Origin of the sequence: Bradyrhizobium sp. LTSP885 (assembly GCF_000938305.1) — a bacterium.
Taxonomy (GTDB): Bacteria; Pseudomonadota; Alphaproteobacteria; order Rhizobiales; family Xanthobacteraceae; genus Bradyrhizobium.
In genome coordinates this window covers 251543-274554 of the sequence record NZ_JYMT01000042.1, presented here as the reverse complement: position 1 = coordinate 274554, position 23012 = coordinate 251543, and the positions used below count along the sequence as shown (strand labels likewise).

Sequence of the window (23012 nt, the reverse complement as noted above, 5' to 3'; positions counted from 1 at the left end):
GCCGATATCATGCTGACACCGGTGCCTTCCACCGCATGAAGCGGCGCTCCAGCGCCTCCAGGACAGCATTGAACGCCAGGCCAATGGCGGTGATCCCGAGAATGCCGAAATACATCTGCGGGATCAGGAAGCTGTACTGGCTGTTGATGATGAGATAGCCGAGGCCGGCCTTGGCGCCGACCATCTCGGACGCGACCAGCACCAGCATGGCCGATGCACTGGCGAGACGAATGCCGACAAAGATGGTGGGAAGCGCGGCCGGAAGGATCACCTTTCGGAACAATTGCTGCGGGCTCGCGCCCATGGTGCGCGCCGATTTGATCAGGAGCGGATCGACCTGCTTCACTGCGGCAATGGTATTGAGCAGGAGCGGCCAGGCACAGCTATAGACCACCATCGTGATCTTCGATACTTCGCCGATCCCAAGCAGCAGGATGAAGACCGGCAATAGTGCGAGGGGAGCAGTGTTGCGGCAGATCTCGATGATCTGGTTCAAGAGATCACCAAGCCGGGCATACCAGCCGACCACGAGGCCGAGCGGTACGATAAGGACGACCGATATCAGAAATCCGCTCAAGGCACGCAGCAGACTGGCGGCCATGTCATCGTAAAGCTCGCCGGTTTGCGCCAGCTGCCAGCCGGCAGCGATCACTTCGGAGAATGGTGGAAAGAACACCGGATCGATCAGTCCGAGCCGTGGGACCGCCTCCCATGCCGACAGCAGCACCAGAAGCAACAGGGATCGCCGGGCGAAACGCGCAAGCCAGCGGATCGCCGGCAGGACCGGACTTGCAGCGAACGACGGCCGCGCGCCGGCTGCGGCTCCGGGCCGCCCATGCGCAAGTTCCAGAAGCGTCAGCATCTCGAGGCTAGACATGAGCAAGATCCTCTACCGATCGGTCGGAGCGTCGGGTGACGGCGCCGCTCAATTGCCCCTGCTGAGCCTTCAGCACCTCCTCGCGGAGCAGGCTCCAGACCTCGTGCCGCACGCGGCCGAACTCTGGCAGCGACCGCACGTCCTCGGCCTCGCTGCGCAACACCTCGGGAATGTCGACGATTTGCTTGATCCGGCCCGGACGCGACGTCATCACAGCCACCCGCTGGCCGAGCACAACTGCCTCATCGATGCCATGGGTGATGAAGACGATGGTCTTGCCGGTCGCGCGCCAGATCCGCAGCAGTTCGCCCTGCAGCGTCTCACGCGTCTGCGCATCGAGCGCCGCAAAGGGCTCGTCCATCAAAAGCACTTCCGGGTCATAGGCGAGGCTGCGGGCGATCGCGACCCGCTGCTTCATGCCGCCGGAAAGCTCGTGCGGATAGCGGTCGGCAAACCCCGACAAACCGACCAGGTCGAGGAAATGACGCGCGATGTCGCGCCGCTGCCTGGCCTTGAGACCTGCAATATCCAGCCCAAACTCGACGTTCTGCGCCGCGGTGCGCCAGGGAAACAGCGCATATTGCTGGAAGACGATTCCGCGGTCGCGGCCGGGTCCAGCGATCGGCCGGCCGTCAAGGAGGATGCGGCCGCTGGTCGGGATGGTCAGTCCGCCCAGCAGATCGAGCAAGGTGGTTTTCCCACACCCGCTTGGCCCGACCACGGTCAGGAATTCACCAGCGCGAACATCGAACGTGATGTCCTCCAGCGCCGTGAAGTGGCCTGCCGGGCGGCCGCCCTCGCCGCGCGTGACGAACTCCTTGCTGACCTGCTCGAAGCGGATCTTGACCGACGTCATCGGGCTTCCGCCGTTTTTCCGGGACGGAAATAGTTGAACTCGTTGGTGTAGGTATCAGCGGCCTTGATCTGATCCGGCTTGAACAGGCCGTCCTTTACCAGCCAGTCGATCCACACCTGGATTTCGGCGTCCGAAATCACGCCGCCCTTCGACGCAACCCCGGTGCTCTTCCAGTACTTGATCGAGGATGCATCCTCATTGCGCTTGCGCTCGGCGATGATCTTGTCGAACCGGGCTCGCACTTCGTCCGGCGGTGTGGTCTGTGCCCACTGGATCGCCCGCGAAATCCCCTCCACCAGCTTGCGGGCGGTGTTGGGATTGTCCTTGATGAACTTGTCCCGCAGGACATAAGCGCCGCCGGTGAACTGACCGAACAGATCAATATCGTTGAACAGGGAGCGGATGCCGCCCCGCTCCAACGCCTTGTCGCGCAACACGCCGCTCAGCACGCTGACCTCGACCTGACCTTGCCGCAGTGCCTGCTCGGCGCTGACTGGCGGGATTGCTACGAGCGTCACCTGTTTGGCCTCGCCGGCGCTGAGGCCGTTGCGGGCCAGATATTCGCGGAGCACGAATTCCAGATGCGCTCCCAGCGTATTGACCGCGACCTTTGTGCCGATCAGGTCGCGCGCCGTCTTGATTGGACTGTCGTCCTTCACGAAGTAGCCCTGATAGGTGTTGGCATCGGAACCGTAATAGCCGACCACCGCCTTGATCGGCGCCTTGGCCGCGATCAGTTTGAGAATCGCGCCATAAAAGGCGCCACCGACGTCGATGTCGCCAGTGACCACGGTCTGAATATCCTGCGGCCCGCTGATGGTGTTACCGACCCATTTGAGCTTGAGCGGTGCGAGATAGCCGAGGTCCTCGGCGAGTTCGGTGAACGTCACCTGGCCGGCCCACCCCTGGTAGCGGATCTCGGTCTTCTCGAGCGGCGGCTCGGCGAACGCCGGAGCCGGGATGCCCAGCGCCACGGCGCCGGCCAACAGAAGCCGTGCGGCCCTGGGCGCGGCGCGGCGCCGCGCGCGGAGGATGCGAATGATCGCGTTCATTTTGTGAATTCCCTGGGTGGGCTTGAATTAAGCGGCTTTGGCGGTCTGGGGCTTGGATGTCTTGACGCGCGTCACGCTGTGGCGACCGTCGATCGAGACCGGTACGTCACCATCGATGGTGGCGCGTCGAACCACGCGGTGCTGGTCGCCATAGTCGTTGACCGCATAGTGCTGCGTGGCGCGATTGTCCCAGATCGCGACATCGCCGGTGTTCCAGTTCCAGCGCACGGTGTTTTCCGGCGCCGTGATGTGCGACTGGAACAGGTCGAACAGCTTCTGGCCGTCATACTTCGGCAGGCCGACGAAACGCTGGACGAAATTGCCAAGCACGAGTGTGCGTTCGCCGGTCTCCGGGTGGACGCGCACCACCGGGTGCTCAGTCTCGTAGACCGTACCGGTGAACACCTCGTCGAAATGCTTGCGATCGGCTTCGGTGGCCCGCGCCTTCACCGCGTAGTCATAGGCATTGCTGTGAACCGCCCACAGCTCGTCGGCAAGCCGCTGCAGGGGTGCCGGAAGGTTGAGATAGGCGGCCGCCGTATTCGACCAGATGGTATCGCCGCCATAGGGCGGGATCTCCACGCCGCGCAGTACCGAGATCTTCGGATAGGCGTCGACGAACGTGACATCCGTGTGCCACTGATCGGCGCGTCCTCCGCCCCGGCCCGAGTCCAGCTCCAGGATCGACGACGTCCCCTTGATCGCACCGACCGTCGGATGCGGCACCAGTTTGCCGAGCCTGACAGCGAAACGCTCCTGCTCGGCATCGTCGAGATGCCCCTGATCACGGAAGAAAATCACCTTGTGCTCAAGCAGCACCTGGTTGATGGCGCGGACGACCTCGTCGGAAAGGTCGCCCGATAGTCTGACGTTCTTGATCTCGGCGCCCAGCCGCGCCGCGCGCTTGACGATGTCTGCGCGCGGAATGACGTTATCAATGGCTATCGAACTCATAATCGTGTCCTCACGGCTGCGATCCCTTTTAAAAACCTCCGCCAGGCGCCGGTCGCCAAAGCGACGGCGGAGATAAGCGAGTCATTCCGGGGCTCAGCTCCTACTCGGCCGCAACATGCTGCGGCGGCCGCCAGACGGCTGGCGCATAGAGCTCAGGGGCAAAATCCTCTGCAATCGCTCCGTTGATGCGAGCCTCATGCGCCGTGAGGTCGGCCAGGAACAGATCGCGACTGATCCGCGCCACGATCGCCGGGATGTCGCGCTTGAAGCTCGGGACATCCCCAACCGGCAGACCGAAGCTGACGAAGGCGGCCGGGTTAAAGACGTGGATATCCTTCAGATGCGGCGCACGACCGGGTATCTTCTCCAGATACTCATGCCCGGCCCCCAGATAAGGATAGGCCGACAACGTCTCGTCCCGCGCGTGATCAGGCGGCGTCAAGCGATCGCGCCAGAGCAGGATCTCGTCCGCGACGTCGCGCAATTCGGCCTGCGCACCGAGGTCGACGGAATAACCCGTCCCCGCGATCGCAAAATCGAATGCGAACTCGCCTTGCGGCGTCTCAACGACCGGCCGCACGCCCTTCAATCGCGTTGAAATCAAGGGAGCGCCCAGGTGCAGATGAAAATTGGGGAACGAGACCGCACGTAAGATCGCATCCGGTGGCGGCGTTGAACCGGCCTGTCGGAAGCGGATCGCCTGCTGCCACCGCACCGCATCCGGCAGCGCGCCGTAATTGTCGTAAGCCCCTGGATAGCCGCGAATACGGATCACCGGGAGCGCCGCCAAACTCTCGCGCCGCGCAAACAGGCGGACGTCGCGAGCACCGGCTTCCAGTGCGACGGCTGCGGCGTCGAAAGCCGAAGCGGCACCGCCGATCACTGCAACCGACACTCCGCGCAGCGCCTTGAAGTCGATTTTCTCCGACGTATGCGCATAAAACCGCTTCGGCAAACCTTGCAACGCCTGCGGGACGTAGGCGCCTCCGCTCCCCGCGAAACCGGTCGCAAGCACCAGCTTTCGCGTGGTCTCGACGGTCGCTGAACCGTCCCGCTCCAGATGCAGCCGAAGATGGTCTGCAGCGGGCTCGACCCCAATGAGCCGCGTGCCGTAACGCACGGTCACGCCAGTCACCTTACGGTACCAGTCGAGATAGGCCGCCCAGTCGAGCCGCTGGATGCGATCGATCGCGTCAAACGCCGCGGCCCCATAACGCGCTTCGTACCATGCCTGGAAACCGAGACCGGGGAGACCCAGCTCGGGGCCCGGGAGCGTTTTTGGCGTACGAAGCTTGTGCATCCGTGCGCTGGTCAACCACACGCCGGCCCTGGTCCTGTCGGCCGCGGCATCGATCACCGATACCTTGCCGATCCCCGCTCGCGGAAGCGCAAAGGCGAAGGCCGAGCCGGACTGTCCACCGCCGACCACCACGACGTTGTGGTCGACACCGTCACGATCCGGCACCCAGTTCTGCGGGTCCGGCCCGATCAGGCGAAGGGTTTCGCGGGCAACGCTGTCGGGATCGGATTGCGGCATGATGACCTCGCTTTGAGGCCGTAAATCGTAAAAGCGAACGCTGCTCAGTCAATGAAACGAAACCAGCTTTGTTTTCGGCGGCGAGCAACGTTCGCGTCGTCGACGACGCAGCCACTGAAAGATTTGCGGCGGACGTCCCGTTCTCCAACCTTTCAGCCGCCTCGCAGTAGACAAATCAAGCCAACCGACACAGAGAACCGCTTGTAACGCCGCCCGGCGTCACTCATGCCAACGCACTTATCTCCGATCGACGATCAGCTCACACGGTTCATGCTGGTTTCCCGCACAACAACGCAAATTCATTTCATCGACATGCTTGCGATCACCGACGTAGAATCCGGTGCAATGTACGCGCACGCTGTCGCGCAGCCGCTAAACAATGGACACTTTTGGAAATGCCGCAACCTGGTGGCGTCATCAGCCTTGACCATGACACTCCGGAACTTGCCCGCTCCTACGACGAGGCGGGACTGGTCCAGTTCCGTCATGGCAAATTCCTGATCGGGCCACTGGCCATCAAGTCAGGCGAGCATGTGCTCGATATCGGAACGGGCACCGGCCGGCTCGCCGAATTCGTGGCCGGGCTGGTCGGCCCAAACGGCCATGTGATCGGCATCGATCCCCTTGCCGGCCGCGTCGAGATCGCCCGCCTTCGGCAGGCGGACAATCTGCAATTCGACATTGGCCGCGCCGAGGATCTCGCACGATTCCACGATAGCCAGTTCGATGCTGTTTATCTCAACAGCGTGTTCCATTGGATCGCGGACAAGGATCGCGCCTTGCGTGAAATCCGTCGCGTGCTCAAGCCGGCAGGCCGCCTTGGATTGAATGTGCAGGACCCATCCCGGCCACACCAGTCGCGCCTGTTTCTGCGCCAGGCCATTGCCGACGCCGGGATTGCCGATCATCGCCCTGACTCCAACCCCGTGCTCGGGTCGACCGACGAGGAGCTCAAGTCACACTTTGCGGCAAACGGCTTCGCCGACTACCGCAGCGAGTTGCGGGCGCTGGTCGACGTCCATGAGGACGCCGATTCGTTGCTGCGGTGGTCGGAAGCCAGCGCTTTCGGCAACTTTCTGGAGGCGTTCTCGCCAACCGAACGCGAACAGGTGCGCCGCGCGTTCGCTCGCCTCGTCGAAGCGAAGCGGACGCCCGAGGGGCTGACGCTCGAGCGCTACTTGCGCTTCGCTTTCGTCCGCAAGGCACCGACCGACAACTGACAAGACCAACATTAGCGAGCCTCACACATGAGCGAACGCAAGCTTTCACTCAATCTCTTCATCTATCCCGGCGGCCATCACGAGGCCGCTTGGCGCTACAAGGGATCGGCCGCGGAGCGTATCCTCGACGTCACCTTTTATCAGGAACTGGCGCAGCAGGCCGAAGCGCACAAGTTCGACGCGATCTTCTTTGCCGACGGACCGGCACTTGCCGACAATGTCCGCTATGCGCAGCGCTTCCGCTTCGAGCCGATCACCTGGTTGGCCGCGATTGCCGTCGCGACGAAGCGGATCGGCTTGATCGCAACCGCCTCCACGACCTATACCGAGCCCTACAATCTGGCCCGATTGTTCGCCTCCCTTGATCATCTCAGCGGTGGCCGCGCCGGCTGGAATATCGTGACGACGAGCACGACGCAGGCGGCGCAGAACTTTGGCCTGCCCGAGCATCCTCCGCATCACGAGCGCTACGAGCGGGCCCGAGAATATCTCGATGTCATCACGCGGCTGTGGGACAGCTGGGAAGATGACGCACTGATCAACGATCCCATCTCCGGCGTTTTCGCCGAGACCAGCAAGATTCACTCGATCGATCACGTCGGAAAGCATTTTCGGGTCCGTGGACCGCTCAACATCTCGCGGACACCACAAGGGCGGCCGGTTTACGTCCAGGCCGGCTCGTCCGATGACGGCAGAGCCTTCGCGGCCCGTTTCGCCGAAGCGATCTTCACCGCGCACCTGACGCTGGCGAGCGCGCAGGAGTTCTACGCCGACATCAAGCGCCAGGCCCGCGCTTTCGACCGCAGTCCCGACCAGGTCAAGATTCTGCCCGGCATCAGCCCGTTCATCGCCAGCACGCAGACCGAGGCCGATCGGCTGCAGGACGAGTTCAACGAGCTGATCCAACCGGAATATTCGCTGACCCAGCTCCGCCAGATGATCGGTCTCGACCTCTCCGGCTTTGACCTCGACGGCCCGTTCCCGCGCCATCTGATCGACACCGACGGCGCGCGCGGCGTCGCCAGCCGGTTCAAGCTGGTGGTCGACATCGTCGATCGCGAGAAACCGACGATCCGCCAGCTGGTGCAGCGCCTGGCCGGCGCGCGCGGCCACTGGGTGATTGCCGGCCCGCCGGAAAAGATCGCCGACAACATCCAGACCTGGTTCGAGAATGGCGCGGCCGACGGTTTCAACGTCATGCCGCCCTGGCTGCCCGGTGGATTCGACGTCTTCGCCGAGCAGGTCGTGCCGATCCTGCGCAAGCGCGGCCTGTTCCGTCACGATTACACCGGCACGACGCTGCGCGATCACTACGGCCTGAGCCGGCCGGCGAGCGTCTATTCCAGCAACATCCAGGCGATTGCGTGATTGCCTGACATATCCGACGTCGCAGGCCTCCCGCGGCCGGGACGACGAAGGCAGCTGCCGGCCGGGAATCAAGGCGTCAAAGGTCGCGATACTCAGCAAAAGTCCGTTGCCGTGCCATTGCTCCGGCCGCGCGAGCCCCCATCTCTCGGACACGAAACCCACTCTAACAAGGCAAATTTCATGGCCAAGCTCGACGGCAAGATCGTCCTTATCAGCGGAGGCACCACCGGGATCGGTGCGGAGACCGCCAAATTGTTTCAATCCGAAGGCGCAACGGTCGTCGTGACCGGCTCCAGCGAACGCTCGGTGGAAGCCGCCAAGCCGACGCTGCCCGGGATCGAGGTGCTGCTCTCGGACGCCGGCAACGTCGCCGCCACCAAGGCGCTCGTCGACCAGGTCAAAACCAAGCATGGCCGCATCGACGTGCTGTTCGTCAACGCCGGCATCGCCAAATTCGCGCCGATCGCGCAAGTCGATGAGGCCCTCTACGACAGCCAGTTCAACATCAACGTCAAGGGCGCATTCTTCCTGGTCAAGCACGCCATCCCGGTCATTCCGGACGGCGGTGCGATCATCCTGACCGCATCGGTGGCCGGTTCGAGCGGCGGCCTGGGAGGGAGCACCATCTACGGTTCGACCAAGGCGGCGCTGCGTTCGTTCGGCCGCACCATCGCCAAGGAGCTGACGCCGCGCGGCATCCGGGTCAACACCATCAGCCCCGGCCCGATCATCACGCCAATCCTCGACAAGGGCGGTCTTACGCCGGCTCAGAAGGATAGCTTCATCGAAGGGGCCAAGACCCGCATTCCGCTCGGCCGCACCGGCACATCAGCCGAGGTCGCCGCAGCAGCCCTCTACCTCGCGGCTGATGCCACCTACACCACCGGTGCCGAACTGTTCGTCGACGGCGGCTTGATCGACCTGTAGGTGGTCTCGGCTTCGATCCCTCGCTCTTCACGCGTTTGATGCGCCATTCACCGCCGGCAGGGACCGGCGGTGAAGCGCAGGCGTCATGCAATCGCGACCCGGATCGAGGGGCGCCGATTTATGCTGTCACCCTTCCCGCTGCCGTCGCTTCGGCGACCTCGTCCAGGCGTCCGGTCTTGACGTCGTAGATAAATCCGTAGATCGGGACCTGCTTCGGCACCAGCGGATGGCTGCGGATCCGCTGCACGTCTTCAACGACGCTCTTGGCGTTGTCCTCGAAGGTGTGCCAGTGGACAAACTTGCCGGCGACGGACCCACCGTGGTGATGCGGGTTCGACCACTTCTGACCGTCGAACTGTGCGGTACCGAGATCATCGACCAAGAGATCGCCGATGATCTCGTTGGTGAACAACTGCATGCCGCAGTCGCTGTGATGGATCACAAACCATTCGTTGGTGCCGAGCAGCTTGTGGGAGATCACAAGCGAGCGAATTGCATCATCAGACGCACGGCCGCCTGCATTACGAATGACATGGGCATCGCCTTCCGCCAGGCCGGCATATTTCGCCGGATCGAGCCGCGCATCCATGCAGGTCAGGATCGCGAAGCGGCGGGCCGGAGGCAACGCAAGCTTGCCCTTGTCACCGAAGTCGCCGGCGTATTTGCCGTTTGCCGAAACGACTTCCTCGAACACAGCGCTGGGCTTTGTCATGACAGATATCCTTTCGTTGCAGAAAAACGTGTCCACCTAGAGCCCCGTTCCGATGGAATCGGAACGGGGCTCTCAATTCTTGTTTTGACGCGTTTTCTTGACGCGAGCCGGTACCCACTTCGCTCGAAAACGCTCTAGTTGAACAGATCCGGCTCGGCTTCGGAGATCCAGTCCCACAGCGGCTGGAAGCTGAAATAGCCGCCCTTGTGGGTGCCGACCTGGCTTGCGGTCAGCTTCGCCACATCGTGACGTATCGGCTTCGGCGTGCCGGCCGCTTCGGCAAGCAGTTGCGTTCGTGCGGCATTGTCCATCGCAATGTACCACCACGCGGTCGCCTCGATCGTCGGGCCGACCGTCAAGAGACCATGATTTTGCAGGATCGCGGCCTTCTTCGTCCCAAGGGCTTCCGCGATCTTCCTGCCCTCCTCCGCCTCGAGCACGACGCCGGAGAACGGATCGAACAGCGCGTGATCCTCGTAGAAGGCGCAAGAATCCTGGGTGAGCGGATCGAGCAGACGGCCGAGCGCCGACCAGGCCTTGCCATAGGTCGAGTGCGTGTGGGCCGCGGCGATGACTTCCGGATGCGCGGCATGAATCGCGGAATGGATCACGAAGCCGGCCTGGTTGATCGGCTTGTCGCCGATCAGGATGTTGCCCTCGTGATCGACCAGCTGAAGGTCCGAGACCTTGATCTGCCCAAAGTACTTCGAGAGCGGATTGATCCAGAACCGATCGGGAAATTCGGGATCGCGCACGGTGACATGCCCGGCCAGCCCCTGATCGAACCCATAGCGGGAAAACAACCGGAAGGTTGCCGCCAGCCGCTGCTTGCGGTGCAGCCTCTCCTCTTCGAACGAGGCGGCCGGCACGCGCTCGACCAGTGAATATTTCTTCGGCTTCTCGACGATCTGATTCATGTCACGCGCTCACGATTGCAAGGTCGTGACATGCTAGGCGTTCGTCGCAAGATAGTCTTTTCAAAGATCACTGACGCTCGGCAACAACAGGATGACGCACGTCGACGGTGCAAATCAAATTATCTCTCTTGAGGTTCACGTCTCTGCGCAGCTTCGCCGGCACGCCGGAACACCGTTTCCATCAGCCATTGTTCGTTGGGAAACTGATCCGCCCATTCGTCCCAGCCGGAGTGCTGCCGGTATTGGCCGAGGCGCCCCGCGGCCAGGGCTTCGTCAGAGGTGGTCGGGACACGACGGTCGCAATCGGGCGCGACATAGATCGCGTCCGCGCGGCAATGCAGCTCGCACATGAAGCAGGTCTGGCAATCGTCCACGCGCGCCAGAATGGGCGGACCTGCCTGGCTGGGATCGAACACGTTGGTTGGACAGACCTCAACGCATTTGCCGCAATTCGTGCAGCGGTCCGAGACGATGACTTCAATCATAGAGCGCTTTCCAGTTGACCGAGCCGAGAGCTCGCGGCCGCACCATCGGGCGTGACCCAGACCTGGTCCAATCCGCCGCTGAGAAGTCTGGTCGCAAGTTTGGGATCCGGCTCGGGGAAATCCTCGCGGCGGTGCATGCCCCGGCTCTCGCTGCGCCTTGCTGCCGTCGCGACCGACCAGCGTGCCGTCGCCACCAATGCCGCGGTTTCGCGCCATGCTAGCGTGTCGGCGGGCGCATGGTCGACGATCTCACTCCAGAGAGTGTCGAGCGCGCCGCGGGACGCCGCAAGTCCGGCAGCGGTACGGAACAGAGTCTTGTCGAACGGATGCATCTCGGCGCGGACGGCGTCCCGAATCCCGACAAGCTGAAGAGCCTTCGCGTCGGCGCGCGGTCGAAGTCCGGCCTGTCCGAGCGGTTCAAGGTGCGCCGAACGGCTGTTGGTCCCACGCGAAAGGCGCGCGGCCGCCTGGCCAGCAAATACTCCCGACGACAGCGCCCAGGCCGAGTTGACGTTTCCGCCGCCGGAGATCGCGCCCGCGACCTTCTCGCGCGAGGCATTGTCACCCGCCACGAACAGGCCCGGCACCGATGTCGCGCAATCCGCATCGACCACGCGCACGCCGCCGAGACCGCGGATCGTGCCGTCATTGTGCAGCGTGACCTCGAACCGGTCGCGGTAGGGATCGATCCGCCAGCGATCGAACACCAGCGGTACGTTCGGCGAAATCGTATGCAGCCTCGCCTTCACATCGTTTGGCAGACGATGCAGCGAACAATATACCGGTCCGCGCTGCAACGCGCGGGCAAGACGCACGGTCTGATCCGGCCCAAGCGGCAGATCGAGCTCGCGCCGATCGGCGTCGTAATAGGTCGCGAAGGAATAGGCCATGCTGCGCGTCATCGTCGAATGCGCCGGCGCGATGGTGTAGGCGGCGGTGAACTCCATGCCGGACAATTCGGCGCCGGCTTCGGCCGCCAGCAAATAACCGTCACCGGTGTTGGTTCGCGATCCCAGAAGGTGCGACAGGAAACTGGTCCCGCCCGCCGCCAGCACGACGGCGCCAGCCTCGATCCGGTATGGCCTGTTCCCGTCCTGCCGGCGCAGACCACGAACGCCCCCGATCGAGCCATCGTCGCGCGCCAATAGTTCCAGCACCGGCGAATGGTCGAGAATGGTGACGCCGTGGCCGAGCGCGAACTGGCGAAGCGCACGCATATATTCGGGTCCGCGTACCGCGCGATGATTGACCCGTCCGTCGTCGTCCACGCCGAATTTGTAGTACGGTGCAAGCCGCGGCAGCGTCCGCCAGGTCTGATCGAGGATGCGGTGCATCCATTCGGCTTCGCCGAGCCCAAGCCCCGCCGCCATGCGATTGCGCACGGTCGTCGCGCGCGCTTCGGGAGGATCCGGCGGAACCCACCAATGCCCGGGACCCGCCGCCGCGGTCACGCCGCTGGTGCCGCAATAACCCTTGTCAGCTAGGATAACCCGCGCGCCAGCCTCCGCAGCGGCGCTCGCCGCCCATGCACCCGCCATGCCGCCGCCGACGACCAACACATCGGTCGTGATCGACAGCGGTTCGCGCGATGAAGAAGCCATGGACAATGCCTTGGGCAAAGCGGCGACGTCGCCGGCGCCGAAACTGTTCCGGACCTGAGAGCGATACGCGCCGGACCATCGTTGGGTGACCTCGCGTCGGCGTCAATGAAACGCAAAACTCTTTTGCGGGCTGATTGCGAACAGGTCGTGCCGCCATTGCGGGTGTCGGCGCTACCGCCATTTCGGAAGAGAACAACCTTTCCCTGCCGACGGATTCGTAAGAAGCAGCTTCTACACATGAATTGACTTTGGAAACCAACTGGAGCCATTAGTCAGGTGAGCCAGATTAGCTTGCCGTCACTCCCTGACGTGCCCGGTCTGCCGGGATTGCCAGCGCCGCGCGATTCGCCGGCTTTTATACGTATTTGCTTCATCGAGGAGCTGGCCGGCAGGCTTCGCGCCGACATTTCAAGGCTGCCATGGAAGATTCCGTCCAGATCAATTGCACGCGCTGCAAGAACGTCTTTCGCGATCGCGCCAAGCGGCTGCAGAACGGCTATTCGCGCCAGTGTCCGGCTTGCGAGGTCGTCCTGTTCTTCGACGAAGACTCCCACGACCCGAACATCAAGCGGGCGATGCGGATCGCCCGGCGCGTGCGGAAGCAGTTGCGTGAGGACGAAGGGACGCGTGCGAAAAAGGCCCCGGCGGCTTCTCGAACGTCCAGCGCACGCTCACGATCAAATCCACGGGAGACGGAGACAGACGACGATTGAGCTTGCGCACGCCAAGCCTTTGGCGAGAACGTTACCCCCCGAATGTTTGGCAGGACATCTGCCAAGCGCCGGACGGTTGGTAGCCAAGACTAATCGCAAACGATTAATCGCCTTCTCCGTAGTGGGTGGATTGATCCATCCAGCGGCGCGTGGCCTCGTCGCTCCAGCCGGGAACTGCGACGCGAGGCGTCGAGGTCGCATCCGCAGGCGGACGTACCGCCGCTGGCGGGCGCGCTGCCGCCGGTTGGCGTGCGCGGGGGTGACGCTCCGGCGCGGCGTTCGCCGAAGCGCACAGGATGATCAACAGGCCAAGCGCCAGAACTGACCGCATCGCATTTGCTCCAGGCGATGCATTATCTACCGCAAACGGCGGCATGTCGACCACGATCGCGCCGCCCGGCATTGCCCGGGATCAGCCGCGTCGCGGCGTTTCGACGTAGCGCTTGAAGCTGTTCAGGATGGCCTGCCAGCCGCCGCGCTGCTGCTCGACCGAATGGGTTTCCTCGCCGTCGAAACTGACCCGTACCTTGACGCCGCCGGCTTCGGGCGTAAACGCGACCTGCGCGGTGCGATCGCCGAAGGAATATTCGAGCAGGTTCGGCGCTTCGACCTTGGTGTAGGTTCCAGCGAAATCAAAGCCCATGCTGCCGTCCTTCGCTTCCATCCGCGAGGAGAAAGCGCCGCCGACGCGAAGGTCGACCGCTGCGGTAGTCGTGTGCCAATCGTCGGAGGCGGCATTCCACTGCTTGATATCCTCAGGCGTCGTGTAGGCTCGCCAGACATCGCCGATCGGCGCGGCAACTGATGTTTCGACGGCGATCTTCACGTGGGTTCCTTCACTGCTGCGGAATGCTGGCGCATGCCGCGATTCAATTGAGTCGGATCGCCGCGTCCGAACCGGGACGCCGGATCGCGACCAATCTACGGACCTTTGCCGTGATCAACAATGCAGGCCCAGGCCGCGCCGTTCAACGAACCAGATGGTGCGTGACCCCAATCAAGAGGTCGCCATGGAAGCCGTCAGCCGCGTCAATCTCAGGTCGCGTAATCGCGGAACCAGGTGAAATAAAGTTTGAGGCTTTCGTCGACGAGCCGTCGGCACGTCTGCGCCTCGGAGAGACCGACAAACCGGCCATGCGCGGGCGGGTTGCGGTAGCTGCCGACCCGAGCCGAGGAGAACGTATCCGTGAGCTGGGACGCGTAGAAGGCGAATTTGCCCGCGGGCGTGAGCTGGGCCTCGAATGCCGCCTGCACGAACCTCCGCAAATTGGCATCGACCTCAGGCGGTGGATTGGCGAAATCGCTGCACATGTTCCGAAGCGGGCCGAGCATCAGCCGCTCGGACGGATCGGACACCAAGCTCTTCAACGATTTCAGCGCATTTTTCCAGGGCTTCCTGCCGTCCTCCGACGCCGCCGCGGTCGCGCTAGCGAGCTGGGCCAGGACGATGCCATTCGCGACCGGCCTCAGGAAGCGCTGGTTCAACTCGATTTCGAGGATCCGGAAATAACCGAGCGCGAGCAACCCGGCATCGCGCCAGAGCACGTCTCGCTGATCGGTCTCATCCATCGCCGCTGCAGCAAGCCGATAGGCCTCGCGCCCCATCGGGGTCAGGTGCCTGACGATCTCTTGGCGGCGGGCCGCTTCTTCTGCACTAGCCTGAACGTCCTTGGCACCTAGCGCTTCGATCACCTTCCGGATTTGATCCGCAAGCTTGTGCCTGGTGGTGCTGGCCACCTCATAGGCAAGTCCGACCAGATCGATCCAACCTTCGTCATGCAAGTCCTCAGTCCAGATGCTGGGAAACTGACGCATGAATTCGTCGAAGGCACCGATCCGATACAGCGACTGGAACAGGATCAGAACGGCTTCGTTGTCCCTGGCTTGAATTGACGGGACCAATGACTGCACGATCGATTGTGCGATCGGCGGCTGCGGCGCAGTGTCGGCAAGTTGGGATCGGAAAATGGCGGCAACGCAGGTGCGCTTGAGCACGGGGTCAGTCGCAACGAGTGCATCCACATCCATCGATACCGCTTCTGTCTCATCCTCTGCTGCCTTTGCTTCGGCAATCTCGTGAAGCCGTTCCTGGAATCCGGTCAGGAGCCGGACGTGAAACTTCTGGAACTCGCCATATCCCGGATCGTCCGGCGATATGTTGGCAGGACGAGCGAACAGCGGATGGTCCTCAACCAAAGAGAGGCCGTGAGCAAGGCTATCTGAATGGTAGGCCGTCAACTCTGCCAGCAGCAGCAATTGGCACACGGTGAAGTCGTCCTTCGCCAGCAGCGCGATCGTCTGTTTCACTCCCGCGACATCGCCCAGATAGGCGTGGCTCTTCGCACGAAGCTCAACTGCACGGGCGCCGTCGACCGCAGAGAGCGGCACGCGGGCCGCATATTGAATCGCCTCGTTGAATTGGCCGGAGCGAAAGTGGCACAGCGCCCGAAGATAGGCGTATTCGCCGGGATCCAGATCGTTTTCATTCAGACGCCCCAGGATCATGAATGCGTCCTGGCCGCGCTCCCGTTCGATCGCGGCGAAGAGACGCAATCGCAATTCGATGGATGAAGCGGCCGACAGATCTTCGGTGAGCTCGGCGTCATCGAATTCCTGCACGATCTTCTCGAGGAACTGCCTTCCTTGCTCGCTGCCGCGAAAGAAACACGCGAATAGCTCGTATTTGAGAGCGTCCTGCAAGCCGGCTGGCTTTTCCCTGGTGGACCCTTTCATGAGCCTGGCCAGGCGCTGGACCTCCCCGCTGGTCGATGTGAAAAAGCTGTGTCGCGCGCCGAGCGGATCCGACGTGGGCACGAGGTGATTTCGCTTCCTCAGCTTTCTGGCGAGCCACGGATCAAACGCTGCATGGTCGGGGAATCCATCCCTGGTGCAAAGTTCGAGCGCGCGCGACAGCTGCTCCGCGGCCTCCAGCTTTTTAGGGATTTCCCTCAGCAGCTTGCTAATCTCTGCCATACCGTACGACCAACCCCTGTCGTCACGACCTATAGCCGTTGCTCCGTTGCGAACCTGGCCGCGCGGATCGTCCCTCCTGCAACCACGGGTGAGCATAGCAAGCGGTTGCGCGTCGCGCCAATGGTCCGATCGCCTCGTACGGCGCAGCCCGCGGAAGGCACCGCAGCAATCTCGTTCTACGCGAAGGGATCGAGTCCCTTCTGCCGGCAGAGCGTCGGAACGAGCGCCGGATCCTGTGCGACACCTTCGGAGATGGTCGCTGCGATTGCGCCGCCCGTCACGATGCCGTTTTCGATGATGATCGTCGCCAGGAATGGCTGCATCCCCTGATACGTGCCTTTGCTGTTCCGCACATTGAGCTGGGCGCAGTAGTCAAGGGATCGCCGGCCCTCGCCGGAGACGATGGGAATTCTGGTCCACCTGAATTTCGCGCCCTCGCGATCGCTCAAACTGGCTGAGAACGCATCAGCCAGCGTGGCCCGCTCGGAGACGGTCAAGTCTCGCCTGGGTGTTTCCGCCGCTGGCGTTGGCGGTGCGGCCGCCGGCGCTGGCGACGCGGTCACCTCAGGTGTCGACGCATATTCGGTGGTTGCCGCGCAGCCGGAGAGGCAGAGCAGCAGGACCAATGGAGCAACTGCCCCTATCGCGCCCCACCCCCTCGAGACAGTCGCGCCGCCGATCGAGCCCGGCCTGCATGATTTGCAACGGGCCGGTCTAGTCGGCTGATCAATCATGCTCGCAATCAGTCTCGGTTCCAGTTTCCGTTGTGCCGTATCCACCACCCGACGAACCACTTCGCCCCGAAAACAAGGGTGACTATCGCAATCGCTGTCCAGAGCCACCAGAGCACAGATCTCTCCGTTGCCTATTACACGCCTCGAGATGTCGGTTCCAGGGACTGCAATTGACCGCCCAACATGGCGGCCCGCGCCATAGCGGTCAGCCGACAGGCGCCGAACCGCAAAATCGTCAGGACCAGGATGGGGAGCAGGAGCGCTTCGCCGAAACTGTCAGAGACAGTATCCATCGCGCTCAATATCGCTGAGCGGCAGGTCACCGCCGCGTGCAGCACCAACGCGATATCGGTCGCAATGTTCATCTTGAAAAAGGTTTGATGTCCGCAATGCAATCGGTACTATTCTACTATCTCAATTTGCGCAAGAAGCAGGTTAGATTGACGCCGTCGGCGCAGCGCTCAATTGCGCTGGGTATCCGCGTTCGACAGGCAACAATTCCGGCAACAAGGACCTGTAAAGAAAGCGCCGTGTAATGGCTTGGGTGGTCAGATTCTTTTTTTGACGCGTTTTCTTCACGCGAACCGGCGTCCATCCCGGATCCTGTCCGGGACAGGCTTCGCTCGAAAACGCTATGTGCCCCCAAGAGCGACCGAGGACATCATGCGGAACCTGAACACCGTCCTGACCAAACTGAACGATCGACTGCTACGGCTGGAGGGCGAATTGTTCGTCCTGCGATCGATCGCCAGAGCTGCGCTGACGGCCGGTGACGAGCCCGCCGCGCGAACCCGCACGCTGCTCGAAGGCGCCAGGCTTGCGCTCGCCGACGAGGCCGAACGGCCGCTGGATTCTGCGACCGCGAAATACGGCACAGCCGCCATTGCCATGGTCGACGAACTGCTCGAGCATCCCCGCGAGGCCGCGCCGCTGTTCCAGGTGATCGATGGCGGCCGACAGGACGACTAGAGCCCCGGAACGGGGCTCTAGATGCTTTGTTTTGACGCGTTTTCTTCACGCGAACCGGTATCCACTTCGCTCTAACACGATCACGCAGTCGGCATCGATCTCGCGCGATGAAATGCCGTCGGTTAACCGGCTCTTAATTTTCACATCCCATTTTTAAAGGATCATCCTCCGAAATTGTGAGAAGCCCGCAAGATGCCTGTCGTTCTGGAAGTGCGAGATAGCCTGAACCAGTTGCTTCCCAAATATGGCTTCACCCTCGACCCAGGCGAACCCGACGATTACACCGACCTTGCGAGGATCATTCTCCAGACCGTGCGCGATGGTGACTGGCGCGCCCACAAAGTCCAGTTTTCGGTCGGCGGACAACCGGTTGGCACAGCCGTCTACCGTTCTGCCGAGGCAGCGTAAGACTGAACGAGTCCTATAAAGCGCTTTCGATTGCCGCGTCATACGCTGCGATCGCCAGCTTCGCGCGCACCGCAATCTCGGCAGCATTCATGCCCGGCTTGTAGAGGCTGCCGCCGAGGCCGAACGCGCGAATCCCCGCCTTCACATACTCCGCAAAATGGGTGTCGGAGACGCCACCGACGGCGGCGATCATCAGGTCGGGCGGCAGCACGGCGCGGATTGCAGTGATGCCGGCGGCCCCAAGCACGCTCGCCGGAAAGAATTTCAGGCCTGACGCGCCGGCCCTCGCCGCCAGCAGCGCTTCGGTTGGCGAGAACACGCCGGGCAGTGTGACCATCGACCGCGCACCGGCGCGCGCCAGCACGTCGGCATCGACGTTCGGCGACACCATCAGCCGGCCGCCGATATCATGGAGATGATCGACTTGATCAGTCGTCAGCACGGTGCCCGCGCCGATCAGGACATCGACGGGCGCAAGCTTGACCGCAGTTGCGATCGAACGGAACGGCTCCGGCGAATTGAGTGGAATCTCGATCGCCGTCATGCCGGCCTCGATCAGCGCGCTGACGATGCCATCGGCCTCGTCCGGCCGCACGCCGCGCAGGATCGCGACCAGCGGACGCTTCATCGGTGGGAACGGAATACTCATTGGCAGATCCTTTGGATTGATCCTTCATGTCGTCCAGATTGCCGCGGCCGCCCTGGCAAGACCGTGGCGGACTGCATCCTCTGCGTCGACGGACCTCTTGGGCACGGAGAGGGTTTCGAGAGCCAATTGATAGAGCACTTGAAGCCGCCCCGAGGCAATCAGCGTGACGGCGGCTCGCGACGTTTGTCCGGCAAGTCCCGCCGCCAGTTCGAGGCCGATCAACGTGCCCGAGATCGCCTCGCGCGCGGCCGATGCGCTGCCTCCGAACAGTAGCTGCCGCGATCGTACCCGGAACAGCAAATTGGCGGCGAGCGCCGGCGTCGCAAAAGCCTCCGCGACCGCCGATGTGAAGGCATCGGCGTCCACGGCATCCTCGGCGCCACCAACCGCATGCGACAGGATCGTGTCGCTGACAACAGCGCTGAACAGCTCTCCGGTCATGAAGGTCGCAAAGCGCTCGACGGTGCCGCCGTGGACGCGGACCCATTTCGAATGCGTCCCCGGCATGCACACGATGGCCTCGCCAGCAGCATCCAGGCCGAGTGCGCCGAGCAACTGGGTTTCCTCGCCGCGCATCACGTCGGGCGCCCCCGCATCGCGCTGCGCGATCCCCGGCAGGATCCGGATCTCGCGTGCCTGGTCGGGGACGCGAGCGGCGCGGTCGAGGATATCGGTGAGACGCGCCGGCGTGTCGACGTAACCAGCCTCGACCCAGCCCTGCCGCGCGCCGGCCATGCCGCAGATCACGACCGGCAAATTGGCCGCCACAGCGAGGGCATCGAGATGCGATTGCAGCACGGATGCAAAGCCAGTCTTGGCCGCCGCCATCATGCCCTCGTCGCTGCGGCGTTCCCCGAGGATGCCACCAGCACGATCCATCAGCCACAGCCGCAAGCTGCTGGTGCCCCAATCGACCGCGACATATGAAGCTTCGCTCATAGAGTTGTGTCCCACGATCACCAGCTTTCGTCTTCGACGGCGTCGCGTCTACCGCGATAAAGCCGTTCATTTCATCGTGCAAGGCCCACGATTGATGAGTAGTCTCCTGCGTCGCAGGCCGATGCCCGGGATTCGAAATGACCATCGTCAGCGGCGACGCCGTTCGTCCGTCGGCCGCCCCTACTGCCCCCTCGTCCCGCCTCGGCTCGATCGACGCCCTGCGCGGGATTGCGCTGTTTGGCGTGCTCGCGATCAACCTAGAGACCGAATTCCGGGTCTCGATCTTCCAGCAATTCCTGCCGCGCACGCCGGACCAGGGGCTCGGCGGCCTTGTCGACCGCGTGCTCGACATCTTCATCGACATGAAGGCGTTCGCGCTGTTCTCGCTGTTGTTCGGGGTCGGCCTTGCGATCCAGTTCGACCGTCTCGCACACAACGACCAACGCACGCGTCTCCTGGTGCGGCGAATGCTGGTGCTGCTCGGCTTTGGCCTGATCCATCTCTTCCTGATCTGGAACGGCGATATCCTCGCCGAATACGCGCTTGCGGGTCTGGTCGTGCTGCCGTTCCTGTTTGCGCCGACATGGCTGATCGCGGCCGGCAGCGTGGCCTTCCTCGCGCTTTATCTGCTGCAGCCGGTGCTACCGACCATCATTCCCTTTCCCGATCGATCCTGGCTCGTCGCCCATGTCGGCGAAGCCAACCGCATCTACGCGACGGCTGGTTCTTCGGAGATTCTTGCGTACCGGATCAAGGAGGTCGCGGCGTTCCTGCCGCTGCACAGCTACGTCTTCCCGCGCACGCTCGGGCTGTTCCTGCTCGGCGCGGCATGCTGGCGGGCCGGCCTGTTCGCGGCGGCACATCGGTCGGTCGCATGGTTGTGGCTTGCGGCGGCGCTGGCGATCGCGGCCGGGCTTTCCTTGACGCTCGCGCCATTTGCACGGGCCTATAGTGGTCCCGCGGGCACGCTTGCGCTCGCCTTGGGCTATGCTGCGCTGGTGCTGGCAGTGGAGACCACCACGGCCGGCGCGCGTCTGTTACGCTGGGCCGAGCCGGTCGGACGGATGGCTTTCACCAACTACATCCTGCAATCGGTCATTCTCGGGTTTGTGTTCTATGGCTATGGCCTCGGCCTGTTCGGCAAGCTCGATTCCGTGACCGGGCTTGCGATCGTCATCGCGGTCTATGTTGCGCAGGCAATCGCCAGCCGGTGGTGGCTGCAGCGCTTCCGCTACGGCCCGATCGAATGGCTGTGGCGGGCGCTGATGTATGGGCGTGCGCCGAAGTTCATGAACGCGGACTGATATCGCCCGCGACCATTGCCTCAACTGTAGAAGCCACCGCTCACGTCAGCGAGTGCGCGGATCAACTATCGCGCCCCCTTCAGCGTACAGGAGGTCGTACAGGTCGTGACATTGCCGTGGTCACACTTGATGCAGGCGTTGACGCACTGGTCCATGACCTTGGGATTGTATTGGCGATAGAGATTGGCCGCGCAGGTGTTGGTCGATCCCGTGACCTCGGTATCGGACCAGCAGCCGGACAGGGCAAGCGCTGCGGCACCCAGAATGGCGACCTTGCGCATATGGCCTCCCACCGTGTTCCACTGGAGTAACCTTGATTGGTTAGGTTAAGTTCCAGTTTCAATTGCGACCTTATCCGCAAGCAGTATTGCTTATCCACCGGGCATTTCCCCAAGGTCCGGGCCCACACCGGCAAGGCCGTCAGGCGATTCTGCCTGACGGCCTTGTTGCTGCCAAGACGAGGATATTGAGACGATGGCCCGAAAGCCGCGCTGGTCATTCAAGGAGGACCGCCGACTGATGGAACTAGCACGCTCCTCCAAGACACTCGAGGATGTCGCCAGGGCCACCGGGCGCTCGCCGGACCGAATCAAGAAAATGGCGATGCGCCTTGGCCTGTCGATCAAGTCGCGTGCCGCCAAGAAACAATAAGGCATGATGCGGGCAGCCTGGATCGGCCAGCCGCTCGAGTCACGGCTCGGGGCAGTCTTCCTTCGCCCGCACCTGGATCGCCCCGGTCGCGACATTGTCCACGCGGGAGCAGGTGGTAAGCACGAAGGCGACCCTGCTGCATTGCCAGTCCGGGCCGAGCGCGGCGCTGGAGACCTGCTCGGGCGAGGCCAGGCTAAACGCCACAAACGCCACCAGGCAAGCGCATGTCACGACCACGGTGGCCAGCACCACGGCCTTTCGGGACCACAGATTGGGTATCATGGTCTTGGTTCCTGTCGATCCCCAGAAGTCTAGGCGCCCGCCCATCACCGGCCTATGTGATCAAAACCACACTTCGGACCGAACTTTCGGACTACCCCTTGGACCTTGATGTGGGATCTATACCGCACTGCCGCAAGAACCATCAGCGCGCCGGCTCGATCACATTGCAGTTGGTGCGGCCCGACATCAGGCAGTCCTGTAGCTTGCTCGCTGCGGTCAGGTCATGGGCAAGCCAGAGGCCGACCGCGAGCATCACCGCCGCCACCAGCAGTCCCACCAGCGCGCCGCGGCGGCTGCCTCCCTCGTCGGAATCGCTCATGAATGCATCGGTTCCAAATCATGCGAGCGCCCATCATGGCCGCTTTGCACGGTGGCGTGCGATCAATTCTGCAACACTCGCGCAATTAAATGCGTTGCCGGAGCATCCAGGCCGCTATTCCGTTGCACGCTGCGGCTGGTTGCGAAAAACTGCTCGCTCAGGGAGCGCGTGGTGCGGAGCGTGCCAATGAGCGAACAAGAATCGACCCGGGAAGCGACCCGGGAAACCACCTACGACTATCAGCGTTACCGGCGATTGCTATCGGAAGCTATCGACGAGACCAGCCGGCGGCGGCTGATCGACCTGCTGGTCCAGGAAAGAGCGCGTGACAGGCTGGAGGTCCAACGGGCCTCCGACCGGGCCACGATGACGGCCGAAACGGTTGCCAAGGTCTTGGGCACAAAGGTCTTGGGCTTAAAGGTCCTGGGCTTAAAGGTCCTGGGCTTAAAGGTCCTGGGCTTAAAGGTTCTGGGCGCAAAGGTCCTGGGCACCAACGGGCGGCCCGAGCAGGTCCCGCGCGGTTAGAATTTTCGGCGAATCGCGGTGACCAGCGCACCCATCAGGA

At 62.8% G+C, this 23012-nt stretch carries 28 protein-coding genes; 8 read left to right on the top strand and 20 right to left on the bottom strand.

The window, feature by feature from the left end; translation table 11 throughout:
• Nucleotides 1-7 precede the first annotated feature (7 nt).
• From UP09_RS30325 to UP09_RS30305, 5 genes are all read right to left on the bottom strand, one after another.
• A complete protein-coding gene (locus tag UP09_RS30325; RefSeq protein WP_197082768.1) occupies nucleotides 8-877 on the bottom strand; it encodes an ABC transporter permease in 870 nt (289 codons plus the stop codon).
• Entirely contained in the window at nucleotides 870-1733 is an 864-nt protein-coding gene (locus tag UP09_RS30320) for an ABC transporter ATP-binding protein (RefSeq protein WP_044542019.1), read from the bottom strand. The genes UP09_RS30325 and UP09_RS30320 overlap by 8 nt, the downstream gene beginning before the upstream one ends.
• Complete coding sequence (locus UP09_RS30315; RefSeq protein WP_052833257.1) at nucleotides 1730-2785, bottom strand: ABC transporter substrate-binding protein; 1056 nt, start codon at nucleotides 2783-2785, stop codon at nucleotides 1730-1732. The genes UP09_RS30320 and UP09_RS30315 overlap by 4 nt, the downstream gene beginning before the upstream one ends.
• Nucleotides 2786-2812: 27 nt before the next feature.
• Entirely contained in the window at nucleotides 2813-3739 is a 927-nt protein-coding gene (locus tag UP09_RS30310) for a TauD/TfdA dioxygenase family protein (RefSeq protein WP_156164850.1), read from the bottom strand.
• A 100-nt stretch (nucleotides 3740-3839) separates the two neighbouring features.
• The gene (locus tag UP09_RS30305) at nucleotides 3840-5276 is read right to left on the bottom strand and encodes an FAD-dependent oxidoreductase (RefSeq protein ID WP_044542017.1); all 1437 of its coding nucleotides are present in this window, start codon (nucleotides 5274-5276) and stop codon (nucleotides 3840-3842) included.
• A 395-nt stretch (nucleotides 5277-5671) separates the two neighbouring features.
• Between UP09_RS30305 and UP09_RS30300 the strand changes: the two genes are divergently transcribed.
• The 3 genes from UP09_RS30300 (at nucleotide 5672) to UP09_RS30290 (ending at nucleotide 8791) form a co-directional block, all read left to right on the top strand.
• Nucleotides 5672-6496, top strand: coding sequence for a class I SAM-dependent methyltransferase (locus UP09_RS30300; protein WP_044542016.1), 825 nt, complete (start codon nucleotides 5672-5674; stop codon nucleotides 6494-6496).
• A 27-nt stretch (nucleotides 6497-6523) separates the two neighbouring features.
• A complete protein-coding gene (locus UP09_RS30295) occupies nucleotides 6524-7864 on the top strand; it encodes an LLM class flavin-dependent oxidoreductase (protein ID WP_044542015.1) in 1341 nt (446 codons plus the stop codon).
• Nucleotides 7865-8044: 180 nt separating this feature from the next.
• Nucleotides 8045-8791: an SDR family oxidoreductase gene (locus tag UP09_RS30290; protein ID WP_044542014.1), complete on the top strand. Its 747-nt coding sequence runs from the start codon at nucleotides 8045-8047 to the stop codon at nucleotides 8789-8791.
• Nucleotides 8792-8909: 118 nt separating this feature from the next.
• On the opposite strand, the gene UP09_RS30285 is transcribed toward UP09_RS30290, so the two are convergent.
• The 10 genes from UP09_RS30285 to UP09_RS30240 form a co-directional block, all read right to left on the bottom strand.
• Nucleotides 8910-9503 carry a beta-class carbonic anhydrase gene (locus tag UP09_RS30285; RefSeq protein WP_044542013.1) on the bottom strand — a complete coding sequence of 198 codons (594 nt, stop codon included), beginning with the start codon at nucleotides 9501-9503 and terminating at the stop codon, nucleotides 8910-8912.
• Between the two features lie 134 nt (nucleotides 9504-9637).
• The gene (locus UP09_RS30280) at nucleotides 9638-10420 is read right to left on the bottom strand and encodes a class II aldolase/adducin family protein (RefSeq protein WP_044542012.1); all 783 of its coding nucleotides are present in this window, start codon (nucleotides 10418-10420) and stop codon (nucleotides 9638-9640) included.
• A 119-nt stretch (nucleotides 10421-10539) separates the two neighbouring features.
• The gene (locus UP09_RS30275) at nucleotides 10540-10905 is read right to left on the bottom strand and encodes a 4Fe-4S dicluster domain-containing protein (protein WP_044542011.1); all 366 of its coding nucleotides are present in this window, start codon (nucleotides 10903-10905) and stop codon (nucleotides 10540-10542) included.
• A complete protein-coding gene (locus tag UP09_RS30270) occupies nucleotides 10902-12506 on the bottom strand; it encodes an FAD-dependent oxidoreductase (protein ID WP_044542010.1) in 1605 nt (534 codons plus the stop codon). The genes UP09_RS30275 and UP09_RS30270 overlap by 4 nt, the downstream gene beginning before the upstream one ends.
• A gap of 272 nt (nucleotides 12507-12778) precedes the next feature.
• Complete coding sequence (locus UP09_RS37850) at nucleotides 12779-13060, bottom strand: hypothetical protein (protein ID WP_156164849.1); 282 nt, start codon at nucleotides 13058-13060, stop codon at nucleotides 12779-12781.
• A gap of 262 nt (nucleotides 13061-13322) precedes the next feature.
• Nucleotides 13323-13550: a hypothetical protein gene (locus UP09_RS30260; RefSeq protein ID WP_044542657.1), complete on the bottom strand. Its 228-nt coding sequence runs from the start codon at nucleotides 13548-13550 to the stop codon at nucleotides 13323-13325.
• Between the two features lie 81 nt (nucleotides 13551-13631).
• Nucleotides 13632-14045, bottom strand: a complete 414-nt coding sequence (locus UP09_RS30255; RefSeq protein ID WP_044542008.1) for an SRPBCC family protein — start codon at nucleotides 14043-14045, stop codon at nucleotides 13632-13634.
• A gap of 209 nt (nucleotides 14046-14254) precedes the next feature.
• Nucleotides 14255-16192, bottom strand: coding sequence for a hypothetical protein (locus UP09_RS30250; RefSeq protein ID WP_044542007.1), 1938 nt, complete (start codon nucleotides 16190-16192; stop codon nucleotides 14255-14257).
• A 176-nt stretch (nucleotides 16193-16368) separates the two neighbouring features.
• A complete protein-coding gene (locus UP09_RS37845) occupies nucleotides 16369-16818 on the bottom strand; it encodes a hypothetical protein (protein ID WP_156164848.1) in 450 nt (149 codons plus the stop codon).
• 242 nt (nucleotides 16819-17060) lie between these two features.
• Entirely contained in the window at nucleotides 17061-17291 is a 231-nt protein-coding gene (locus UP09_RS30240; protein ID WP_044542005.1) for a hypothetical protein, read from the bottom strand.
• Between the two features lie 298 nt (nucleotides 17292-17589).
• On the opposite strand from UP09_RS30240, the gene UP09_RS30235 reads away from it, so the two are divergent.
• Nucleotides 17590-17895, top strand: coding sequence for a hypothetical protein (locus UP09_RS30235; protein WP_044542004.1), 306 nt, complete (start codon nucleotides 17590-17592; stop codon nucleotides 17893-17895).
• A 192-nt stretch (nucleotides 17896-18087) separates the two neighbouring features.
• Nucleotides 18088-18303, top strand: coding sequence for a hypothetical protein (locus UP09_RS37840; protein ID WP_156164847.1), 216 nt, complete (start codon nucleotides 18088-18090; stop codon nucleotides 18301-18303).
• 13 nt (nucleotides 18304-18316) lie between these two features.
• On the opposite strand, the gene UP09_RS30225 is transcribed toward UP09_RS37840, so the two are convergent.
• Together UP09_RS30225 and UP09_RS30220 are read right to left on the bottom strand one after the other, a co-directional pair.
• Complete coding sequence (locus UP09_RS30225) at nucleotides 18317-18952, bottom strand: 2-dehydro-3-deoxy-6-phosphogalactonate aldolase (RefSeq protein WP_044542002.1); 636 nt, start codon at nucleotides 18950-18952, stop codon at nucleotides 18317-18319.
• A 24-nt stretch (nucleotides 18953-18976) separates the two neighbouring features.
• The gene (locus tag UP09_RS30220; RefSeq protein ID WP_044542001.1) at nucleotides 18977-19891 is read right to left on the bottom strand and encodes a 2-dehydro-3-deoxygalactonokinase; all 915 of its coding nucleotides are present in this window, start codon (nucleotides 19889-19891) and stop codon (nucleotides 18977-18979) included.
• 137 nt (nucleotides 19892-20028) lie between these two features.
• On the opposite strand from UP09_RS30220, the gene UP09_RS30215 reads away from it, so the two are divergent.
• Nucleotides 20029-21195 (top strand): DUF418 domain-containing protein, encoded by a 1167-nt coding sequence (locus UP09_RS30215; RefSeq protein ID WP_044542000.1) that lies wholly within the window; start codon nucleotides 20029-20031, stop codon nucleotides 21193-21195.
• A gap of 65 nt (nucleotides 21196-21260) precedes the next feature.
• Here the strand turns inward: UP09_RS30215 and UP09_RS30210 are convergent, their stop codons facing one another.
• The gene (locus tag UP09_RS30210) at nucleotides 21261-21476 is read right to left on the bottom strand and encodes a hypothetical protein (protein ID WP_044541999.1); all 216 of its coding nucleotides are present in this window, start codon (nucleotides 21474-21476) and stop codon (nucleotides 21261-21263) included.
• Nucleotides 21477-21669: 193 nt separating this feature from the next.
• On the opposite strand from UP09_RS30210, the gene UP09_RS38250 reads away from it, so the two are divergent.
• Nucleotides 21670-21846 carry a hypothetical protein gene (locus UP09_RS38250; RefSeq protein WP_197082767.1) on the top strand — a complete coding sequence of 59 codons (177 nt, stop codon included), beginning with the start codon at nucleotides 21670-21672 and terminating at the stop codon, nucleotides 21844-21846.
• Nucleotides 21847-21885: 39 nt separating this feature from the next.
• On the opposite strand, the gene UP09_RS30205 is transcribed toward UP09_RS38250, so the two are convergent.
• Nucleotides 21886-22128, bottom strand: coding sequence for a hypothetical protein (locus UP09_RS30205; RefSeq protein WP_044541998.1), 243 nt, complete (start codon nucleotides 22126-22128; stop codon nucleotides 21886-21888).
• A 142-nt stretch (nucleotides 22129-22270) separates the two neighbouring features.
• Entirely contained in the window at nucleotides 22271-22447 is a 177-nt protein-coding gene (locus tag UP09_RS38245) for a hypothetical protein (protein ID WP_197082766.1), read from the bottom strand.
• A gap of 186 nt (nucleotides 22448-22633) precedes the next feature.
• Here UP09_RS38245 and UP09_RS39075 point away from each other — a divergent pair, with 186 nt between their 5' ends.
• Nucleotides 22634-22972, top strand: coding sequence for a hypothetical protein (locus UP09_RS39075; protein ID WP_502689099.1), 339 nt, complete (start codon nucleotides 22634-22636; stop codon nucleotides 22970-22972).
• The last annotated feature ends 40 nt before the right edge of the window (nucleotides 22973-23012 follow it).

Bases quoted from the DNA above. Each gene is read 5' to 3' on its own strand.
- UP09_RS30235 (WP_044542004.1), top strand. From the start codon at position 17,590: ATGCGGAACCTGAACACCGTCCTGACCAAACTGAACGATCGACTGCTA.
- UP09_RS30210 (WP_044541999.1), bottom strand. From the start codon at position 21,476: ATGCGCAAGGTCGCCATTCTGGGTGCCGCAGCGCTTGCCCTGTCCGGC.
- UP09_RS30310 (WP_156164850.1), bottom strand. From the start codon at position 3,739: ATGAGTTCGATAGCCATTGATAACGTCATTCCGCGCGCAGACATCGTC.
- UP09_RS30215 (WP_044542000.1), top strand. From the start codon at position 20,029: ATGACCATCGTCAGCGGCGACGCCGTTCGTCCGTCGGCCGCCCCTACT.
- UP09_RS30220 (WP_044542001.1), bottom strand. From the start codon at position 19,891: ATGAGCGAAGCTTCATATGTCGCGGTCGATTGGGGCACCAGCAGCTTG.
- UP09_RS39075 (WP_502689099.1), top strand. From the start codon at position 22,634: ATGAGCGAACAAGAATCGACCCGGGAAGCGACCCGGGAAACCACCTAC.
- UP09_RS30305 (WP_044542017.1), bottom strand. From the start codon at position 5,276: ATGCCGCAATCCGATCCCGACAGCGTTGCCCGCGAAACCCTTCGCCTG.
- UP09_RS30320 (WP_044542019.1), bottom strand. From the start codon at position 1,733: ATGACGTCGGTCAAGATCCGCTTCGAGCAGGTCAGCAAGGAGTTCGTC.
- UP09_RS38245 (WP_197082766.1), bottom strand. From the start codon at position 22,447: ATGAGCGATTCCGACGAGGGAGGCAGCCGCCGCGGCGCGCTGGTGGGA.
- UP09_RS30285 (WP_044542013.1), bottom strand. From the start codon at position 9,503: ATGACAAAGCCCAGCGCTGTGTTCGAGGAAGTCGTTTCGGCAAACGGC.
- UP09_RS30260 (WP_044542657.1), bottom strand. From the start codon at position 13,550: ATGCGGTCAGTTCTGGCGCTTGGCCTGTTGATCATCCTGTGCGCTTCG.
- UP09_RS38250 (WP_197082767.1), top strand. From the start codon at position 21,670: ATGGCCCGAAAGCCGCGCTGGTCATTCAAGGAGGACCGCCGACTGATG.
- UP09_RS30225 (WP_044542002.1), bottom strand. From the start codon at position 18,952: ATGAGTATTCCGTTCCCACCGATGAAGCGTCCGCTGGTCGCGATCCTG.
- UP09_RS30290 (WP_044542014.1), top strand. From the start codon at position 8,045: ATGGCCAAGCTCGACGGCAAGATCGTCCTTATCAGCGGAGGCACCACC.
- UP09_RS30280 (WP_044542012.1), bottom strand. From the start codon at position 10,420: ATGAATCAGATCGTCGAGAAGCCGAAGAAATATTCACTGGTCGAGCGC.
- UP09_RS30325 (WP_197082768.1), bottom strand. From the start codon at position 877: ATGTCTAGCCTCGAGATGCTGACGCTTCTGGAACTTGCGCATGGGCGG.
- UP09_RS30270 (WP_044542010.1), bottom strand. From the start codon at position 12,506: ATGGCTTCTTCATCGCGCGAACCGCTGTCGATCACGACCGATGTGTTG.
- UP09_RS30315 (WP_052833257.1), bottom strand. From the start codon at position 2,785: ATGAACGCGATCATTCGCATCCTCCGCGCGCGGCGCCGCGCCGCGCCC.
- UP09_RS30295 (WP_044542015.1), top strand. From the start codon at position 6,524: ATGAGCGAACGCAAGCTTTCACTCAATCTCTTCATCTATCCCGGCGGC.
- UP09_RS30205 (WP_044541998.1), bottom strand. From the start codon at position 22,128: ATGATACCCAATCTGTGGTCCCGAAAGGCCGTGGTGCTGGCCACCGTG.
- UP09_RS30300 (WP_044542016.1), top strand. From the start codon at position 5,672: ATGCCGCAACCTGGTGGCGTCATCAGCCTTGACCATGACACTCCGGAA.
- UP09_RS37840 (WP_156164847.1), top strand. From the start codon at position 18,088: ATGCCTGTCGTTCTGGAAGTGCGAGATAGCCTGAACCAGTTGCTTCCC.
- UP09_RS30240 (WP_044542005.1), bottom strand. From the start codon at position 17,291: ATGAACATTGCGACCGATATCGCGTTGGTGCTGCACGCGGCGGTGACC.
- UP09_RS30250 (WP_044542007.1), bottom strand. From the start codon at position 16,192: ATGGCAGAGATTAGCAAGCTGCTGAGGGAAATCCCTAAAAAGCTGGAG.
- UP09_RS30275 (WP_044542011.1), bottom strand. From the start codon at position 10,905: ATGATTGAAGTCATCGTCTCGGACCGCTGCACGAATTGCGGCAAATGC.